The organism is Microcoleus sp. Z1_B2 (genome assembly GCF_036700325.1).
Lineage (GTDB): Bacteria > Cyanobacteriota > Cyanobacteriia > Cyanobacteriales > Microcoleaceae > Microcoleus.
Genome location: NZ_JAUBOQ010000017.1, coordinates 50,846 through 68,612, shown reverse-complemented (window position 1 = coordinate 68,612; position 17,767 = coordinate 50,846). Strand labels below are relative to the sequence as shown.

The window sequence follows — 17,767 nt, the reverse complement described above, 5'->3', positions numbered from 1 at the left end:
AGTCCGACAGGGGTTGAAACCCCTGCCTCAAAGCTGAAGTCCTCTAAAAGAGGACTAATGAATTATTCAGTCCTCTTTTAGAGGACTTTGACTATTAGACAGGGAATTCATTCCCTGGCGGACTGGCGGGTAGGCGCGAGGACTAGCGGACGAAAAGCTTAATTTGACACGCATTGGGCACTGCCGTGTCCTTACAAATATATAGACAAATTGTGGGACAGGGCACTGCCGCGTCCTTACAAATATATAAAGTTTAGCTGGGATTATTCAAAGATTTTTGCACAGATTCCAACCATTCTCTGACTGTTTGATTTTCGGATTGGGGGTCGTAGTAACACCCTAATTCATCGAGGATGAATGCTTCTAAATCGGCTGGGGCGATCGGCATTTCGAGCAGTTTGCTGAGCTCTTGCGATGCAGCTTCAACACTTGCGGGCGGTTCGCTGCTGCGGTAGTTGTTCACTACATCGCTGGGAGTGTCAGCTTCTAACTGCCAGTCTTGGTGAAAGTAGGAACTGAAAAATTGGGTTAAATGAGGAAATTGATCGATCATTGGGGATAGGCTGTGAGAATAAAGTATCCGGGAGGTAATTTGGCGCTGCGCTGGAGGACGATTCTCAGGCGAGATGTTGAAGTTGCTTTGGATGCGCGGCGACGCAGAGTAATACCAATGATTCTGTTGGCATTGTAGTCGATCGTATAACGATTGCCGCGACTTTTCACCCAGGAGTCGATCGCACTTTGATTTCTGTTCATTGCTTCTGCAATAGCCGCTTCGGCGACGGAACGATCGATAAAAGAAGATGCAGCAGAAATTCTCGTTTCGCTTGCGAGTCGCTGTGCTAGTTGTGCTTCTGTTTTACCAACGTGTCTCTCTAAAGTGTGTCCTCCTGCTGATTCGTGAAATTCTAATCCCCCGCCCGGTATGTTGGGTACAAAAGCTACGGTGGTTTCTGGTATGGTTGAGATTTTCGGTGCAACAACCGTGGCGTAAACACCAGGTATAGCCCATTGGAATAATATAATTATGGAGGCGATCGCACAGAGGATACCTAAAAAATTTTTTAGGCGATCGAGTTGATTTTTCATTGCTGCTTAATCTCTTTCTTATATTTAGTATAGGTGTTTGCTGTTTTTTTGTCTATTTCCTAATCTACCATTCCTAAGTTAGAAATTGCGCGCTGTATTCAAATATACTGTCCGCAGTACCCACCCTACTGTTAGTTAGAAATTGCGCGCAGCATTTAAATACATGGTGTGCACGGAACACCCTAGGATTATTACTAAATACACGGTGTCCACGGATCACCCTACGATTATTTATAATAATTCGTGATTTCTGGGGTTGACAAAGCTTCACTCACTATGAGAAAAAGTTAATAATTCTTTGAATAAATCCCTGATTATTGATGATAAATTAATTGATCATCTTTTAAAAATAAAAAAAATGCAAGTAGTTATCCTAGCAGGTGGTCTCGGTACTCGTCTCAGAGAAGAAACAGAATTTCGTCCCAAACCCTTAGTGGAGGTGGGGGGACATCCAATTATTTGGCACATCATGAAGATATATGCACACTTCGGTTTCCAAAACTTTATTGTGTGCTTGGGCTATCGCGGCAACATGATTAAAGAATATTTCCTTAATTATGAAGCCATGAACAATGACTTTACTATCTGTCTGGGACGGCAAAATACGATCACTTATCACGAGGAACATCTCGAACAAGATTTTCAGGTGACACTGGCTGAAACTGGCGCGGAAAGCATGACAGGAGGGCGGGTCAAACGGATAGAAAAATATATAGATCGCGAGAATTTCATGGTGACATACGGCGATGGAGTAGCTGATGTCAATATTGAGGCTTTAGTCGATTTCCACAAGTCTCATGGTAAGCTGGCAACTGTCACCACATTCCGTCCGATTTCTCGCTTTGGAATTTTGGATGTAGACAGCGATAGCCGCGTAGTACAGTTTTCTGAAAAACCTCAAATAGATGGCTGGATCAGTGTTGGATATATGATATTTAACCGCCGGGTATTTGAGTATTTGGGGGGAGATGATTGTATTTTAGAACAGGAGCCGATGCAGCGTTTAGCAGCAGACGGACAGTTGATGGCTTACCGTCATGATGGCTTCTTCTTTGCGATGGATACTTATCGAGAATACAAGTATTTAAACGAACTTTGGGATGAAGGAAAGGCTCCTTGGAAAATGTGGAAATAAATTAGTTTTGGGTATTCTCAGTAAGCCTTTTATGAACGGGCTATCCTGCCCGTTCCACAACAAATTTACTTTTTGTGGAACAGGCCGGAGAGCCTGTTCTAGAGACTGGTGCAAAATGTGAGTAAATAAGTTAGTTTGAGGGCAGATTTTTAGGCTGGTTCACAATGATTTAGAGAAAAACAGCTATAAAATAATTATATAAAATGGATTCCCCATATATTCTCAACAGCACAGAAAGTTACCTGCAAAAGTGCGTTTCACCCCACGCGGAAATTATCGACAGCGACTCGGAAGCGCTAGAAACAGCATTTGCGGGATTGGAAGATCGATCGCTCTTAGCATTGCGAGTTCCCCAAAAATGGGGCGGCGCCGAAATTGCACTCCCGATTTTTTACCAATATCAGGAATTGACGGCTCGATATTCCGGCGCATTGTCTTTCCTGCAAACTCAGCACCACAGCGCCACTGCGATGATTGCCAACAGCGACAATGAAATGCTAAAAAGCAGATACTTGCCCGCGATCGCCCAAAAAGAGTTACGCTTGGGTATTGGGTTTTCGCATTTAAGGCGATCGGGCAATCCTGCCGTCACCGCAACTCCCACAAAAGCGGGCTATTTACTGTCAGGAAAAGTTCCTTGGGTAACAGGTTTTCGCTTGTTTCAAAAGTTTATTGTAGCGGCGGTACTTCCTGACGAACGCGCTGTTTTCGGTTTAGTGCCTTTTGCCAATATTGAAGGCGAATATGGTAAAATAGCTTGTAGCGAAATCATGCAGTTAATCGCCATGAACTCGACTAATACTGTGACAGCAACTCTCGATAATTGGTTGCTGCATGAATCGGAAATAATTTCAATTAAACCTGTCGGCTGGATTGCGGAAAACGACACCAAAAATATACTGAATTTTGTTCCGGCTACTTTTGGCTGTATTCGAGCAGCATTGGATGTAATTGCAGCCGCCGGGGCTGCTAAGAATTCACCTTTTATAGCGGCGGCTTACCAAAAACTAGAGCAAAAGCTCGATCGGCTAAAACAGAATTTCCCACAATCTCAACATAGCTCGAAAGCAGAACAATTAGCGCTGCGAGCTCAAGCCATTGATTTAGCCGTGCGTTGCGGACACGCTGCGGTAGCAGTTTCTAGCGGTGCTGCTAACGGTGCGGTACACCCGGCGGGGAGAGTTTATCGAGAAGCTTTGGTGTATACTGTTTCCGGGCAAACAAAGGATGTGATGGAAGCAACCCTCGATCGACTAATCGAATTTTAGATTTTAGATTTTAGATTTTAGATTGAGAGTGCAGACGGTCAATCGATTTTAGATTTTAGATTTTAGATTTTAGATTTTAGATTTTAGAATTGAATAAACTGTGTTTAATAAATAATAGATATATTTTACCTGATGACAGACCAATTAAACTCCAATAATCTCAAAACGATCGCCTATAGCACAATTGTAGACTTAACCCATTCAATTCACCCAAATATTCCCATTTGGCCAGGAGATCCAGCGACAGAAATTGCCACAGTATCTCAAATAGAAACAGACGGGTATTTCCTGCGAAAATTTTCGATGGGCGAACACAGCGGCACTCACATTAACGCACCCAACAGCTTTTATGCAGGAGGCGCCAGCATTGATAATTATTCCCCGCAGTCGCTCGTTGTGCCGGCAATTGCGATCGACATCCGAGAGCAAAGTCTTGCCAATCCCGACTACACTTTAACAATTGATGATATATTGACTTGGGAACGGCAGCACAAACTTATAGAACCGGGAAATCTAGTTTTATTGTATACTGGCTGGCAAGAAAAATGGGATGACGAGAAAGCATTTTTCAACCGAGACGATCGCGGAATTTGCCACTTTCCGGGATTTGGCAAAGCAGCAACTCAATTTTTGCTAGAAGAACGCTCTATCGCGGGAATTGGCACCGACACCCACGGAGTCGATACCGGGCGAGATGAAAGTTTTGCGGTTAACAAATTGGTATTGGAAAAGCAACGAATAGTGCTGGAAAATCTAGCAAATCTCGACTTGTTACCTGCGGCTGAAATCACTTTAGTTATCGGAATATTGCGTCTTTTGGGAGGTTCCGGTTCGCCTGTATCGGTGTTAGCTTTTGTTGCTTAATGCGGTAAAACTTACATCTTGTACTATGCTCAAGAACGGGCAAGATGCCCGTTCCACAAGAAAATTCACTCTTTGTGGAACAGGCCGAAAAGCCTGTTCCTAAACAAGTAATTGAAAATGGTGCAATATCTCAGGTAAAATTAGATTGAGAGAAGTCGAGTAAAAACAATTAAATTAATGACAGAACTGCCCAAGGATCTCAACGAGGCGATCGCCCAATCCCGCATTGCCACCGCCGCTGCCCTCTCGGACGGCAAAACTCTACTGCAAGTCGAATTAGTATTTCCAGAAATCGCCCTGCAAGCACAGTCTATCACCCTACAATTTCTCCCAGAATTTGAGGAAATATACCCCGGAGTAAAAGTCTTTTTTCCCGACACCGGTGCGGCAGCCCTCGCGCGCCGCGACTGGGGAGAAACACCGTTTAAAGTCACTGATTTGGGTAGCAGTCGCACCCCTGTTGAAGATAAAATATCACCGGAAGATCAACTTTTCATTTTGATCAATCCAGCAGCCGTAGAAGTTGCCCAAGTCGAAAAAATTTATATAGCTGCGGCCGGTCGCCCCGTAATTCTACTCAACCCGCGTCTGGAAGATGTTGCCACCATAGGTATAGGCTATGCGGGCCGCCAATTGCGCGATCGATTCCTCAGCAAAATTGAATCCTGCTACTATATCAGACCCCTCGACACTGCTGCTTTATTCCGCTGCTACCCCCAATCGTGGCAAGTCTGGCTGGAAACAAACGACGAATACCAACTAATTTCTGAAACCGCCCAAAAACCTGTCGGAGACGATTTAGAGCGGATTTTAGCCGGTTCTCTCCCAAGCGCCGATCCTGATTCCACCGCACCTGCCAAACCCTTAAAAAAGAAAGGTTTTTTGGCAGAACTCCAGACATTCCTCAAAGCTTTGACTCAGTGACAATCGTTAAGGCTCGATCGTATTTTACGGTGTGTCAGCTAGGATTATTTTCGACTTAATCCGTCGGCTAATCGCTGATGCACCCTAAAGCGTGAAATAACTCAAAGCTTTGCCTCAGTAACAGCAGTTGCAGAAGCAGAATTAGCAGCTTGCCTGTGTTTATATCAGTAGCTACGCAAACAGGTACTGGTGAGCTTTACAGAATCTTTATAAAAAGCACTATAATGGGTGACACCCCTCCACCGTAAAAGAGGGGAGGCAAATAACAGCAAAATCAGATGCTATAAGCTAGAGATGGGGCTTTTGAGTCAGGGAAGCGGATAAACACAATGGAGCATCGGCGCATTGTTATCGGGGACGTACACGGGCATTACGACGGGTTAATGACCCTGCTAGAGGCACTTGCCCCCGGCTTGGACGATCGCGTCTATTTTTTAGGAGACTTAATCGATCGTGGCCCCAAAAGCGCTCAGGTATTAGATTTTGTGCAGCAAAGCCCCTACCACACTCTGTTGGGCAACCACGAACAACTGATGCTGGAGGCTTTGTCGGGGACGCCGATGGATATGCGAGCGTGGCAATCTTGGCTCTACAGTGGTGGCGATGCGACAGTAGCGAGCTACAGAGATACAGGGATGATGCCGTATAAACACTTAGAGTGGCTGCGATCGCTCCCCACGCACCTGGACTTAGGGGACATCTGGCTGGTTCACGCCGGCGTTGACCCCCATCTGTCGCTCGATGAACAGTCGATCGAACAACTGTGTTGGATTCGCAGGGAATTTCACACCATGTCGAAACCCTATTTTCCCAATAAATTAATTATCACCGGTCACACGATCACCTTTACCTTTCATGGGGTCAGACCGGGCGAATTAGTCAGGGGCGAAGGGTGGTTGGATATTGACACGGGTGCTTATCATCCCAAAAGCGGCTGGCTGACAGGATTTGACCTCAGCTACCGCAGAGTTTATCAAGTAAATGTATTTAACAATCAAGTCCGAATTTTGCCCTTTGACGAAGTTGTCCGGCAATTGAAGCCGCAGCCGATTCCACCCCCCCAAGCTGCGATCGATTATGTTGTTCCACAGGAGTGTTAAATCAATTTGTAGTTTTAGGGTGCGTCAGTTTAAGTTCGATCAATTAAATCGAAATTAACCTGCTTCTGACGTACCCTAGTAATATCATGTCCGGTGGAGGAACCGCGATTTTTGTAGGGGCCCGTGAGCCAACAATACGTGCCAATAATTGACAATCTCAAAAACCCGCCCCGACCGGGCTATTATGGTTAATCCATGGGACATGATATAACTGGATTTATTTTTTAACGAACCGCGAAGGCGCGAAGAGCGCGAAGTAAGAAAAGAGAAGAAAAGAGAAGAGAAAACAATAGAGCCCCTGACAGATTGAGAATTTCTACGAACCTAAAAGCCTGCGGATTTCTAGCCTGTAATCCTCATTATTCAAACCTTCACCGCTAGCAAGATCCGGATCTATCGCCTGTGAAATAGCAGCAATACGATCGCCAGTTGCCGGGTGAGTGCTCAAAATGCTAGGAGGAGAAGGCTTGTTGAGCAACTTTTTCATAAAATCAACCATCCCAGATTGAGCGTAGCCTGCTCGCCCCATAGTTTGCAATCCCAACTGATCGGCTTCATACTCAGCTTGGCGACTGTGGGGACGGCGCAAAGCCAATTCCACCCCAATCTGAACCGCCTGAGATCGATCGAGCCCAGTGGCGGAAGCTACGCCTGAAGCGATGGCCATTTGACGCATTTGTTGAATCGCGTGGCGAGCATTAATGTGAGCGATTTCGTGGGCGATCACACTTGCCAATTCTGCCTCATTGTCCGCCGCTGTCATCAAGCCTTTATTCACATAAACAAAACCGCCCATAGTTGCAAAAGCATTAATCGCGTCGTCGTCAATCACTTGAAAAGTATAAGGAATATTGGGGCGAGTGCTTTCTTGAGCGAGTCGTTGACCGATACGGTTAATATATTCTGTAGTGTCCCGATCGCGGTCAATCTTAAACTGGCTCCTGGTTAACTGCTGATTAATTTGTCGGCCAATAGTCACCTCTTGGCGATCGGACATATTCGACAATTGAATAACTTGAATGCCTCGAAAAATAAGTTCGGGCAAAGAAAATGCTTGAGTCGGTTCCGGGGAAACCACCCAGATACCCGCAGCCACCATCAGGGACAGAAACAGATAAATCCCCCGGCCACAAGTACGCCGGCAAGTCAACCAAAAACTTTTTAACATGATTGATACGTGGGAGAAGTTAGATAAAATTTGAGGAAAAACTCGAAAAGTCACTCAATAGGCAGACGTAATTTGAGGCTGCTTAGTTGCTATTCTAGCTTTTTGTCAATTTTTAACCGCGCCACCAGCTTCTGGGCGATCGACCCACGGCCAACCAACCGCCGTCAACGGCCTTCCGGGTTAAGTGGCCCAGTCATGCGGATTTGGGGCGATCGTTGTGGTAATATCTTTTAGCTTCAGGACTTACGCATCAATAAAGTATGTCATTGCCAGCGGTAGCCAAGCAATCACAGCATCTGTTTTTCATCGATTTCTGTGTAAGTCCTGAGCTTGTAAACATACTCCTGTCGCTATCAGTATAATAGGCGATTTATGAAAATTTTAGATTCTCAAGGCCGACTGTTCGGCAAACTCAGCATTCTAGACGTAGCTGCCGCTCTGATCGTACTGCTAGTTGCAGTCGGAATCTTTTTCTTTCCCGGCACTTCTGGCGGTTCCGTCGCCCAAGTCGGCACCAGTATCAAACCTGTAGAGATTGATGCAATTGCGATCGGTCTCAAAGGAACAAACGTTCCAGAGTTGTTCAAAACAGGTGATAAAATCAATGTGGTGATCCGCAATCAACCGTCCGGTCAGATTACCATCAAATCGGTCAAAACTCTCACCAGAACCCTAGCAGTTCCTCAGCCCAACGGCACTCTGAAAGCTCTCCCCGATCCCAGAGAAGAAGAAGCCTTCAGCAGAAATATGATGTTTACCTTAGAGGGAAAAGGTCAACTTACTGAAAATGGCCCGGTTTTAGGTAATACGAAAGTCAAAATTGGCACTACGCTAGAGCTTGAAGGCAACAAGTACATTTTCAACGCCAGCGTTATCGACGTGCGAGTAAAAGAATAATTAGTAGTCAGTAGTCATTAGTCATTAGTCATTGGTGTCAAATTCAGACTAAAATTCATGAGAAATCTCGCTTCTAGCAGAGTATAGATCCCCCCTAGCCCCCCTTAAGAAAGGGGGGGGCAAGATTATTGTCAAAGTCCCCCTTATTAAGGGGGATTTAGGGGGATCTAGACTTGGATATAAACGAGAGATACAGCCGTCTTTAGGATTAAGTTGACATCTATGGGTTGTGGGGAATTAATCTTCCTTCTTCCCTCGATCCAGGAACCTCTATCCGTGACATCCGTTACATCCGTTACAAAATCCGTTGCCGAACTTCTTTACCCTTCCGAAAGCAATTTTAAGTATTGCCTAATTAAGCCAATCGTGACAGCGGGAATTTCTAACTGCGGAGTCAAACCTACGTTTTCCAGAGGTTGAAAAACTTTGATTGCTTCGGGGTTGAGGTTTGCCAACCGCTGGCCGATATCGGGCCCGGTAAACTGCGATTTTTCTCCCCAAATAATCGCTGTCGGCGTTGTTAGCTGAGTGATGTACAGCGACAAGTCAAAGCACAAATCTCCCCGCACAAAAGACAGGGCTGCATATTCTGCATTTGGTTCCAAAGCAGATTGGAGGTAAGCATCAACAATTTCTTGGTAAACGCGACGCGAATCTGCAAATTGGCGCTGTTCTAGGAAGTTACGGATGCCGCCGTCTGTGGCGATTCCGGTACTGTAGAGCAAGCGATCTAAAATCGGCGTGTTGACTAGCTTAGCGAAGAAACTGCTGCCGTAGTCTTGTCCGAAGTCCGACAAACCGCTGGGTATGGTCAAAATTAGGGATTTGAAGAGATCCGGCCGTGCGATCGCAGCTCGAATCGCGATCGCCCCTGTTAGCGAAGAAGCAATCACCTCTGTCGGACTGCCGCAAGTTTTTTCGAGAAATTCGATCAAAGTTGTGATATAATCTTCCACCTGATAATTTCTTGCCGGATGTTCCGATCGCCCCCAACCGATTAAATCCGGTGCTAAAATTCGATATTCTGCGGCAAAAGCCGGATAAACTTTTGACCATTCGTAGGCACTCGACCCGCCGCCAAAACCGTGAAAAAATACTAAGTTCGGCTTATTTTCCGAAGTTGAGGTCGGCAACCCCATCCAAGGCATTTTTTCAGCAGTGTAGTAAACCATTCTGCCGAGAGAAGTAACTATTGATCGCTGACCGAAGCCGAGGGGTACAAGCATAAACTAACCTTAATCGCTGTTATATTTTAGATTCTTTTCCGTCGCCCCGTCTTTGTTTAAAAAACTTGCAAAGCTGGTGGCGTTTTTGTAAAGATTGAGTAATGATTTAAATCTATTTTAGTACAGGTGAAGCGTGAAACTACAGACAGCAAGTAAGTTTTGCGATTTGGGCAATTCGGCTGTGTAGTTATCCTTACCCTTGCAAACTACCGCCGATCGGAGATAATAGCAAAATGATGGGTAAGACCCCTCAACAAAATAGAGTCGGTTCGCCAACCCCGAAAGCAGGCGCTCGGAAAGGAGGAGTATTAGAACTCGCTTTCAGGCAGGCGGCAGGTTGGCGGAGGCTCGCCAATCACGAATCATTAATCACGATATTTTGCGGAGCAGTGGCTTTTGAGGTCGAAAGTCTTTGTTGGAGGGCGGGCGATGGGGTTTCGATTCCTAATTCCAGGTTTGGCAATCACGGGCCTCGCCGTTATCAATTCCAAAACACAAGAAACAACTAATCTCAGGGAGGTTTACTAAAATGCAACTGCTCAGAAAAAGGGATCGCGAGGGTTTTATGGTTGATGCGAAAAGTCTTCAATCAGACGGGTTTGCAGAATTTGATACAGCCTATCGAAGCATGGATTTAAACGGCAAAAAGTCTGTTGTCGCCACTCCAGAACGCTCAGGCGCAGGGTCAGAGGTGCGATCGCGCGCCACGGTACCTGCGATCGTCCGGGTAGCTTTAGAAGACTTGAAATGCTTTGAAGTAGTAGAACACCAGTTTGCACATTGGGGGGTGACTTTTAGCAATGCCGTCGCCATCCAACCTTCAAACCCAGCATTTTTCACAGGTTCTGGGGCAACAGTGTTAATGGGGGCCCCCAAAAGCGGACTGATAGAAGTAACTTTTAAGTATCCAGTTCGCTGGGTGTCAGGGCTTGTCACCAGTTCGCGACGAACTGTTTTATCTGCTTGTGACATTGACGGCAACCCAATAGTTCAGGATGAAATGCCGGCGCCCAATCTGGTGGGGTCTAATTCTCCGATCGACCCTAGGACTCCCCTGCGCGTAAAAGCTCCGAATATTCATAAAATTACTTTTTACGCTTTTGACGGTCAGCTAATAGTCGATGACTTGATGTTTGGATTGTGAACTACCAGACGCTGACCACTTAAGGGGTACAGCGCTGGCTTCCTGATTCAACGGGGCGGGGCGTCCAATAAAACCGAAGTTTTACCAGATCGACTTACATCCTCTCCACAGGCAGAAGCGCTAGTTCCTAACGCCAAAATCCGCAAGGCTTCATTTCTAATATTGATTGCTGCGTTTACATCACGGTCATGGTGAGTACCACAACGCTGACAACTCCATGCTCTAACATCAAGAGTGAGATTATCAACTCGATTTAGGCATACATGGCAAGTCTTAGAGCTAGGAAACCATCGATCAATCTCGACATATTGTTTTCCTTCACTCTCGGACTTGTACTTAAGCATCGTGCAGAACATACCCCAGCCAACATCACTAATTGATGAAGCTAAATTATGATTCTTGACCATGCCTTTGATATTGAGATTTTCCACTGCAATAACTTGGTTTTCGTTAACTATCTTGCGGGATAGCTTCTGTAGAAAATCTTCACGGCATCTAGCAATTTTGGAGTGAACTTTTGCCACTACCAGTCTTGCCTTTTTTCGGTTTTGACTACCTTTCTTTTTGCGATAAAGCTTTTGCTGCTTACGTTTTAGGTTGCGTTGACGCTTGATAAAATGTTTGGGATTGCCAAACTTAGAACCATCACTGGTGATCGCAAAATGAGTTAACCCTACATCAATGCCAATAGCTTTATCTGCTGGGACTAACTCAGGCTTTTCTTTCCCATCGTCAATCAAAACAGAAATAAAATGTTTGCCGTCCGGGTTGCGAGACACAGTAACGGTCTTGATGTCGCCCTCAAAATCACGATGTCGCCGACAGAAAACTAAACCAATCTTAGGTAGGTTGATATAGTCACCGTCGAATTTGACATTTTGAGGGTAGCCGATCGACTGCCTGCCGTGCTTTGACTTGAATTTGGGCAGCATCGCCCTCTTGTCAAAGAAGTTTTTGTAGGCAGTAGATAGATTCAATGCCACCACCTGCAAGCATTGAGAATAGGGTTCTTTTAGCCATTCGTATTCTTTTTTGAGTGGAGGGAGCAAGCCTTGTATGTATGCCCTAGATAGTCCTTTGCCAGTATTTTTGTAAGTTTCTTGACATAGATTTAAAGCATAGTTCCAAAACCATCTCGCACAACCAAAAGACTTTGCAAGCAAGGTTTCTTGCTCACTTGTGGGATAGATTCTGTACTTGTAGGCTTTATACATTTATCAAGATTGCAGAATACCGATAAGATGAGCGTAGCACACAAAAACTATATTGATTCGCTGTCGCTCAATTTATTTTCACCGCGAGCTTTCATCCCGACGCTCACCTTCGGTAGAGCGCGGGACTTCCCATTCGCATTAGTTAAAGCCATGCCATAAGTAGCGTCCCAAGTCTGCAAACCTTCGAGAAGGGCATTGCGGACTAAAGCTTCTGGTTCCCGACTCAGCATCAGGCGAAAGCACTCGGCAGCGCGGGAACGGGCGATGGAACTTTTGACAGAGCTCACAGGGCCAAACCCACCCTGATTCACCAAATCGGTCATTTGCCGCACAGCAATCAAACGCTTCACGGGGTCAGCATCAGTCAAATCCGCCAAGATGCGATCGATCGCATCTTCATCTTTTGCTGCCCCCAGACTCAACCCTTGCCGCAGCAACACCCCTGCAATCGCGATCGTACCCAAATTCTGCAAAATTAGGCTCAAAGCCATCCAGTGGCTCTCAGAGTCCGCCCAAATCGCCAAACTCATGTAAGCGCCCAAGGTAGCAATGCCGCCGGTGCCGACGGCTAAAACGAATCGGCGGTTCGGGCCCTCCCAAAATTGCTCGCCTTTTGCCCGCAGCAATTGCCAGTCCCACGACTGCCCTCGGTAAACCACCATCATCGCTGCTATCCCCAGGCCTGTGGAAAACAGTAATTCACTGTTCCACCACCCCCAAACTGCTGCCAGGGTGATAACTGCCAGCCAACCTTTGGATCGAGTCAAACTCTCTAGCAGCCATTTGAGAAACGCAGTAGAAACCACAGGCGATCGGGCCCAGGAGGTCTTACCATCTACCCTCCGGCGTCTTGTTTCGGCAGTCCGGCCTGTGGCTGTTGGGGTTGCCGACGGGCGATCGTCCGAACTCAATTCTCTCAAAGCTTGACCATCAGTTATTTCTAAAGACAGGTCGCTCAAGGGAAGATTACCGAGTTCCAAAGTGCGATCGGACACTTTCACCGGCGATCTATTCAGCTTGGTTGTAGTTTTTTTAACTTGATTCATACTGACTTTTTTGAAAAATAACTTAAAGTTATCCAGGCTTTTTTAGCACTGATTTAGATTCTCGGCAAATAAGACTCTAAGCTTCTATGATACCGGAAATTCAAACCCGTGGCGAGTACCGCAAATGCGCCGAATTCCGAGAAATCCTTACCAAAAATAGAGCGATTGAAGATTGTTGAGAAAAGCACCACAGGTTAACAGGGAATATTTCTGCATCGCTCTTGAGACAGAATGGCGATCGGAGTTGGCATGATAGCCAAAAAGCGAAATTTTTTAATTTCCGAAAATAGGGGAATTTTGAGTGATTCAATTCGTCCGCCAAGAAATGCACGACGAAAATTTAGCCTTTTGCCCGCAGGCCCGGACTCTCGCTGCTACCCGGTGTCAGATGAGGCTGGGTTCAGCTTGACCGCTAGCGGGACGAACCGCAGCGGGCCGAGCATCCAGACAGTATTGGTTGATAATTAATAGCAGGAGCATTCCTAAACTGCTAAGATTTTTGAATTAATGGGAGTTGAGTTAATTAAACCGGGTTCTGCTAAAAAGGAGTCCCGGATGCTCATGGGCAGGGGTTAAATGGCGGGAGCATCTCAAGTCGGGTAAATTAACCGTCATTCTTGTAGCGGCGCGTTCACGCCCGATCGCCAATATCGGCCAGATATCGGCGTAAAACAGCCCCGCCACCTGCATATTATGGTCGATCGACCGGACTAGATAGCAGGAAAGCCATCATCCGGGTTCAAACCGGTAAAGCAGCAAGGCAAGCAACCGACCGCGCAATCCGGTTCGGCAATTGCAGAGGCTGGAGAAACAGCGGCTTTTGACCAAACTCAGACAGAACTACTGCCCCAAAGTGTGTCTGCGGAGGTTAGGCTAGTGAAGAGACGAAAAGAATAGTTACGATCGAGACTTCCAACGTCTACTTTGTAATTTATTGCTCAGTTGTCAAGCCCAACAGTTTTGCATTCTCGCGATGAGCGAGACTCTTGGCAGTTCCCACAAGTGGGGAACTCGACCGTCAAAGAACTTGGGTTTGATGGTAAAGCCCTTAGTAATATGTAAACACCTTATCGATAACTCGCCGGAACAATCTTGCAAGAAAACCCATGTCTAGTATGCACAACCAATTCACGGTTCACTTCTGGGGCGTTAGAGGTAGCATAGCGTCTCCCGGGGCAGAAACAGTACGTTACGGGGGCAACACGCCCTGTGTAGAAATGCGAGTGGGTGAGAGTCGCCTAATTTTCGATGGCGGTACTGGATTGCGGGTTTTGGGACAAACTCTCCTGTCCCAGATGCCCGTAAAAGCTCATATGTTTTTTACTCACTCTCACTGGGATCACATTCAAGGATTCCCATTTTTTGTCCCAGCTTTTATTCCTGGGAACTGCTTTCACATCTATGGGGCTATTGCTCCTAATAAGGCTACTATCCAGCAGCGCCTCCACGACCAGATGCTGCACCCCAATTTTCCGGTACCCCTGCAAATTATGGGGGCAGACCTGAAATTTAACGATATAGAAGTGGGCAAACCGCTGGAAATCGGAGAGATTAAGGTGGAAACTGCTTTGCTGAACCATCCGGGCGAAGCTATAGGCTACCGCGTAAACTGGCGGGGGTATTCGGCTGCTTACGTGACTGATACCGAACATTTTCCCGATCGTTTAGACGAAAATGTGCTGTATTTGGCTCAGGATGCTGAGGTGCTGATCTACGACGCTACTTATACCGATGAGGAGTATTATGCGGAGAAAAGCAGCAAGGTCGGCTGGGGACATTCGACTTGGCAGGAAGCGGTGAAGGTGGCAAAGGCTGCTAATGTCAAAAAGTTGGTGATTTTTCACCACGACCCGCTGCACAATGACGAGTTTTTAGACAAGGTGGGAGAACAAGTGGCTCAAAGATTCCCGAACAGTTTGATGGCCCGGGAAGGTTTGTCGTTACAATTGCTGCCTCCTGATAACAATTTGTCTGAAGTGTCGGTGCAAGCGCCTCAAGTGCCTGTCTGATGGATTTGAGATTGCCCGATGGTTCTGAAATCTTGAGGTCAGAAATCTCAAATTTAAGTTAGGGCTGACCTCAGAGACGGATACAAGCCCCCGGCTTAAGTGGTGGAAAACCAAAAAGTTTAGACCAAAGTTCAACCTTCCAGATTTATCTGTGGAGTAAAATCTAAAATCTAAAATCTAAAATCTAAAATCGACTGGCGATCGCACTAAGTATGTCAAAATTTTAAGCGTGTGGGTAACTTCTTCTTCTACCGCTGCTCTGACTCCAACTTCTGTTGCCTTGGGAAACTTTGATGGTTTGCACCTAGGGCATCGACAAGTCGTGCAGCCAATTTTAAATCGATCGCCTGGGCAAAATTCTGCCAGGGTGATTGCGTCGGGGCAAAACTTGCGCTCAAACGTTGGCACAGATCAAAATTGGGAAACAGAACATCCGGCGACCTGCGAAAATGACTCAGCAGCACCGCCGGATCGAGCCGACAGCCGCCATAAGTTCGAGGGTTTGATAGGCGCTCGGGCCGACGGCAACAGCCTTTCTGGAATCGATTCTGATGGGGTCGATCGACTTTACAGCACTGTGGTGACATTCGATCCGCACCCGCAAGAATTTTTTACGGGTCAACCGAAAAAACTGCTGACACCTCTGGCAGAAAAGGTAGAATTGCTCGCAGCCATGGGCGTCGAGCAACTTGTGCTGCTGCCGTTCGATCGAGAATTAGCGGCTTTGACTGCTTGTGAGTTTGTCGAGGAAATTTTGGTGCGGCAACTAAAAGCGAGTCGAATTAGTGTGGGGGTTGATTTTCGGTTTGGGCGGGGACGCGCTGGGACGGCTGTGGATTTGCAGTCGATCGCCTCTGGTTACGGTATTGATGTTGCTCTTGTACCGCTGCACAATTGCGGTGAGGGCGATCGGATCAGCAGTTCTGCAATCCGCGAAGGTCTGGCATCCGGCGACCTCAGAAGAGCGAATCAGTTGCTGGGGCGACCTTACAGTTTAGTCGGAACTGTGGTTGGGGGACAGCGGCTGGGTAGGACGATCGGATTTCCTACTGCTAATATCGAACTGCCGCCGGAAAAATTTTTGCCACGTTTTGGCGTGTATGCAGTGCGAGTCTCGCTGAAGCATGGATGGGAAAATATGAAAGAGGAAAGTTCTTCCTATCAGCGGGAAAACCCCAAATCTGTAATCCCCGGCACAGCATCCAATTTATCTTTTGTCAATGGGGTGATGAATGTTGGCTGCCGCCCGACGGTAGACGGTCTGCAACCCACTGTGGAAGTTCACCTGTTAGATTGGTCTGGGGATTTGTACGGTCAAACCTTGAGTGCGAGTTTGGTAGAGTTTTTGCGACCCGAACAAAAATTCGCTTCTCTGGATGCTCTCAAAACTCAAATTCAGGCAGATTGCGATATTGCTAGAAGCCTCTTAACTGCTAAAGTCTAATAATTATGTGATCTAGAACAGGCGATCGCTTTTAAAAATGGTGCAAGATGAGTCAGACTAAATTCTAGTTGTACAAATACGAAGTCCGCAAGGCAAAGACTCAAGAATTTGGCAATCTTGATATCTTTTCAACAATTAGCAATTAGCAATTCGCAATTAACAATTAGAAATCAGGGATATGAGACAACATATTGAGCGGCTCAAACAAAATCTAGGCAAAACTATGGTTGGCAAAGCGGATGCTATTCGCTTGGTGCTGGTAGCCGTGTTTTCGGGCGGACACGCGCTGCTGGAAGACGTGCCTGGTGTGGGAAAAACGCTGCTGGCGAAGTCTTTGGCGCGATCGATCGATGGGAAGTTTCAGCGGATTCAGTGCACTCCCGATTTGTTACCGACGGATGTCACCGGTACTAATATTTGGAATCCGCGCAGCGGAGAGTTTGAGTTTTTGCCCGGCCCAGTTTTTGCTAATGTTTTGCTTGCTGATGAAATCAATCGGGCGACGCCGCGAACTCAGTCAGCTTTGCTGGAAGTGATGGAAGAAAAGCAGGTGACAGTAGACGGAGTTTCTCGAAATGTTCCGACGCCGTTTTTTGTGATTGCGACTCAGAACCCGATCGAATATCAAGGCACTTTTCCGTTACCGGAAGCGCAAATGGATCGGTTTACTTTGTCTTTGACTTTGGGCTATCCCGCTGCGTTGGAAGAGTTGCAAATGTTGGAACGGCTTTCTGATAGTTTTGCTGTTGAAGATTTGCAGCCTTGTATTTCTTTGGCAGAAGTGCAGGAATTGCGTCGTTTGTGCGCTGGTGTGAAGGTGGAAGGCTCTTTGAAACAGTATATTGTAGATTTGGTGCGATCGACGCGGGAGGATGAGGAGATTACTCTGGGGGTGAGTCCCCGGGGCGCGGTGGCTTTGCACCGGGCGTCGCAGGCTTTGGCGTTTATTTCGGGGCGGGATTTTGCTACCCCGGATGATGTGAAGGATTTGGCGCCGCACGTACTGTCTCACCGGTTGATTCCGGCGGGGGGAAGAAGGGCTAAGACGATTGTTGACAAGTTGTTGCGGTCTGTTCCTATTCCTTAAAAAGTTTGTAAGTAGGTTGCTTTAATTATAGGAACAGGCAAGATGCCTGTTCCACAAAGAATTACAGCTTAATTAAAGGAACAGGCAAGATGCCTGTTCCACAAACAATAAAGAATTACAGCTTAATTCAAGGAACAGGCAAGATGCCTGTT

The 17,767-nt window shown here is 46.6% G+C and carries 16 protein-coding genes; 10 read left to right on the top strand and 6 right to left on the bottom strand.

The genetic code is table 11. From position 1 onward, the window contains the following. Positions 1-253: 253 nt before the first annotated feature. Both QT984_RS12415 and QT984_RS12410 read right to left on the bottom strand, forming a co-directional pair. A complete protein-coding gene (locus tag QT984_RS12415; RefSeq protein WP_333055683.1) occupies positions 254-553 on the bottom strand; it encodes a contact-dependent growth inhibition system immunity protein in 300 nt (99 codons plus the stop codon). Further along, a complete protein-coding gene (locus QT984_RS12410; protein ID WP_333055682.1) occupies positions 550-1,089 on the bottom strand; it encodes an RNase A-like domain-containing protein in 540 nt (179 codons plus the stop codon). The genes QT984_RS12415 and QT984_RS12410 overlap by 4 nt, the downstream gene beginning before the upstream one ends. 358 nt (positions 1,090-1,447) lie before the next feature. On the opposite strand from QT984_RS12410, the gene rfbF reads away from it, so the two are divergent. From rfbF to QT984_RS12385, 5 genes are all read left to right on the top strand, one after another. Further along, positions 1,448-2,224 (top strand): glucose-1-phosphate cytidylyltransferase, encoded by a 777-nt coding sequence (gene rfbF, locus QT984_RS12405; protein ID WP_333055681.1) that lies wholly within the window; start codon positions 1,448-1,450, stop codon positions 2,222-2,224. A 203-nt stretch (positions 2,225-2,427) separates the two neighbouring features. Next, positions 2,428-3,492 carry an acyl-CoA dehydrogenase family protein gene (locus tag QT984_RS12400; RefSeq protein WP_333374101.1) on the top strand — a complete coding sequence of 355 codons (1,065 nt, stop codon included), beginning with the start codon at positions 2,428-2,430 and terminating at the stop codon, positions 3,490-3,492. A 132-nt stretch (positions 3,493-3,624) separates the two neighbouring features. Continuing rightward, positions 3,625-4,356, top strand: a complete 732-nt coding sequence (locus tag QT984_RS12395) for a cyclase family protein (protein ID WP_333055679.1) — start codon at positions 3,625-3,627, stop codon at positions 4,354-4,356. 177 nt (positions 4,357-4,533) lie between these two features. Beyond that, entirely contained in the window at positions 4,534-5,280 is a 747-nt protein-coding gene (locus QT984_RS12390; RefSeq protein ID WP_333055678.1) for a DUF1995 family protein, read from the top strand. 329 nt (positions 5,281-5,609) lie between these two features. After that, the gene (locus QT984_RS12385) at positions 5,610-6,380 is read left to right on the top strand and encodes a metallophosphoesterase family protein (protein WP_333055677.1); all 771 of its coding nucleotides are present in this window, start codon (positions 5,610-5,612) and stop codon (positions 6,378-6,380) included. Between the two features lie 316 nt (positions 6,381-6,696). Here the strand turns inward: QT984_RS12385 and QT984_RS12380 are convergent, their stop codons facing one another. Beyond that, positions 6,697-7,548, bottom strand: coding sequence for a M48 family metallopeptidase (locus QT984_RS12380; RefSeq protein ID WP_333055676.1), 852 nt, complete (start codon positions 7,546-7,548; stop codon positions 6,697-6,699). Between the two features lie 372 nt (positions 7,549-7,920). Here QT984_RS12380 and QT984_RS12375 point away from each other — a divergent pair, with 372 nt between their 5' ends. Next, positions 7,921-8,445, top strand: coding sequence for a DUF4330 domain-containing protein (locus QT984_RS12375; RefSeq protein ID WP_333055675.1), 525 nt, complete (start codon positions 7,921-7,923; stop codon positions 8,443-8,445). Positions 8,446-8,765: 320 nt separating this feature from the next. On the opposite strand, the gene QT984_RS12370 is transcribed toward QT984_RS12375, so the two are convergent. Beyond that, a complete protein-coding gene (locus tag QT984_RS12370; protein WP_333233804.1) occupies positions 8,766-9,671 on the bottom strand; it encodes an alpha/beta hydrolase in 906 nt (301 codons plus the stop codon). A gap of 529 nt (positions 9,672-10,200) precedes the next feature. Here QT984_RS12370 and QT984_RS12365 point away from each other — a divergent pair. Next, entirely contained in the window at positions 10,201-10,815 is a 615-nt protein-coding gene (locus tag QT984_RS12365) for a hypothetical protein (protein ID WP_333055673.1), read from the top strand. A 47-nt stretch (positions 10,816-10,862) separates the two neighbouring features. On the opposite strand, the gene QT984_RS12360 is transcribed toward QT984_RS12365, so the two are convergent. Both QT984_RS12360 and QT984_RS12355 read right to left on the bottom strand, forming a co-directional pair. Then, on the bottom strand, positions 10,863-12,029 hold the full coding sequence (locus tag QT984_RS12360) for an RNA-guided endonuclease TnpB family protein (protein ID WP_333313803.1): 1,167 nt from the start codon (positions 12,027-12,029) through the stop codon (positions 10,863-10,865). A 47-nt stretch (positions 12,030-12,076) separates the two neighbouring features. Then, on the bottom strand, positions 12,077-13,075 hold the full coding sequence (locus QT984_RS12355) for a hypothetical protein (protein ID WP_333207666.1): 999 nt from the start codon (positions 13,073-13,075) through the stop codon (positions 12,077-12,079). Positions 13,076-14,181: 1,106 nt separating this feature from the next. On the opposite strand from QT984_RS12355, the gene QT984_RS12350 reads away from it, so the two are divergent. The 3 genes from QT984_RS12350 to QT984_RS12340 all read left to right on the top strand — a co-directional run bounded on the left by QT984_RS12350 (position 14,182) and on the right by QT984_RS12340 (position 17,615). After that, a complete protein-coding gene (locus QT984_RS12350) occupies positions 14,182-15,084 on the top strand; it encodes an MBL fold metallo-hydrolase (protein WP_333057201.1) in 903 nt (300 codons plus the stop codon). Positions 15,085-15,313: 229 nt separating this feature from the next. After that, complete coding sequence (locus QT984_RS12345) at positions 15,314-16,528, top strand: bifunctional riboflavin kinase/FAD synthetase (protein ID WP_333057200.1); 1,215 nt, start codon at positions 15,314-15,316, stop codon at positions 16,526-16,528. A 178-nt stretch (positions 16,529-16,706) separates the two neighbouring features. Next, positions 16,707-17,615 carry a MoxR family ATPase gene (locus tag QT984_RS12340; RefSeq protein WP_333057199.1) on the top strand — a complete coding sequence of 303 codons (909 nt, stop codon included), beginning with the start codon at positions 16,707-16,709 and terminating at the stop codon, positions 17,613-17,615. Positions 17,616-17,767 lie beyond the last annotated feature (152 nt).